Origin of the sequence: Hydrogenimonas thermophila (genome assembly GCF_900115615.1) — a bacterium.
GTDB lineage: Bacteria > Campylobacterota > Campylobacteria > Campylobacterales > Hydrogenimonadaceae > Hydrogenimonas > Hydrogenimonas thermophila.
Genome location: NZ_FOXB01000084.1, coordinates 1 through 1,669 on the forward strand (window position 1 = coordinate 1; position 1,669 = coordinate 1,669).

Below are 1,669 nucleotides of genomic sequence, written 5' to 3' on the forward strand. Positions count from 1 at the left end.
CGTACAAGTAATGCAGGAGGTTTAATAATAGGTGCAGTTGCTATCGCAACTGGTTAACATATGTGGCTAAGAAGCCACATAACTTATAGCCCTGGCGGGCTATACCCCTTATTACTTGTTGTTTAGTGCAAAATGAGAATGCACTAAACATTTGACAGTTTAGTGCATTCTCGATATAATACAGCTATGGAAAATTTGGGCATAAAAAAAGCCCGATCGGAGAATTGTTTGGCGACTCTCTCTCCAATCAGGCTACAAAATTATCATTTACTTACCAATAGGCTTTCGCTATGCAGAATTATAGCATATTAGATACAAATAGGCAACCTTACTACATATGCTTTTTGGTTGCTGGAAACGACGGTACAGAGTGGATAGACGCTGGACTACCTACACCGAATTGGTTTGTAAAATTCAAGCATAGCTATCTTATAGGATGGCTTATTGACGGCTACTTTCATACAAAAAAAGGGCAAGAGTACCTAAATGACATAATCGCAAGAATTATCTTCACTCTACCGATAAAAGAAAGATTGAAATATAGGCCAAATAATCCGCTACAAGTTGATAAAATTTACAAGCTGAAAGAGTTTCAAAATCTAAAAAGTTTATCTACCTCTACAATCACAACTACTAAAATAAATCTACAAGGATATATCAGCTCACAACACGATGATGATATGAAATTTTGGGAGTTAAAGCTATGGATAGAAAAACAGATACAAAGAAATGGCGGTGAAGGCAATATGGTATCTTTTGAGATGCTATTGCAGTATGCTACAAATATGTACGATTGGAAAGATTTTTCAACAGCAAAAGCAAAATGTAGAAATATCTGGCGATGGTATGAAAAAAGAAATTGGAAATATCACATGCTTAAAACTACTAAAAGCGAGGAGGAAATATACATGACACGAAGAGAACGAGCAATTAGCAATGCAAGAGCTAAAGCAGAAAAGGCAAGAAAAGCAGTAATAAATGCAATAACTGGACTATATGCAGATGAGTACAAAAAAAAGAGTGGAGCTTGGCATATCGGTAAAATTGTTGAAGCAACTGGAGTTAGTAGAAATATTGTCGCTAAATACCTTAAAGAGTTTGAAGAGGAGAATACAAAATAATTTAACTGCCTCCGTCGACTTAGAAACCTTAAAAGCCAAATTTTTTGGAGTTTTTCGCTTAAGAATTGAGCCAAAAACCCCAAAAAAAATCCTGAATCTTAAGCCGTTACATTGTAACACTATGTTTTTAGTATTGAAAACGCTTATTTTCAATATTAAAGAGTTATCTATGGAAAGAAATCTACCTTTATAGATTTGTACCCAAATTACATTGATACTTTACGATACTCAAGATCCATAATCTTCTCAGCCAACCAAGTCTTTATAATAGCTTGACGGCTTACCCCAATATGTTGTGCCTCCTCATCAAGCTTTTTAACCATCCAAGCTGGAAAGTCTATGTTGATCCTTTTTGGTTCTAAATTTGGTCTTCTAACATTGGATAAATCAAGATAATCAACAATATCCTCTTCGCTTTTGTCAAATATCTCATCAAACTCTTTTGCCTTCATATATCTCAATCTCCTTTTTCCTTGATCTTCTTGCAGAGATTATTCTAATTCTATCTCTACGTATTGTTGTAATAACGCTATAAAACTTCTCTCCAA

General features: G+C 34.7%; 2 protein-coding genes. One reads left to right on the top strand and one right to left on the bottom strand.

Annotated features, from left to right (window positions below):
- Positions 1-290: 290 nt before the first annotated feature.
- Entirely contained in the window at positions 291-1,121 is an 831-nt protein-coding gene (locus BM227_RS12530; protein WP_092914350.1) for a hypothetical protein, read from the top strand.
- Positions 1,122-1,327: 206 nt separating this feature from the next.
- On the opposite strand, the gene brnA is transcribed toward BM227_RS12530, so the two are convergent.
- A complete protein-coding gene (gene brnA, locus BM227_RS12535) occupies positions 1,328-1,573 on the bottom strand; it encodes a type II toxin-antitoxin system BrnA family antitoxin (protein WP_092914352.1) in 246 nt (81 codons plus the stop codon).
- Positions 1,574-1,669 lie beyond the last annotated feature (96 nt).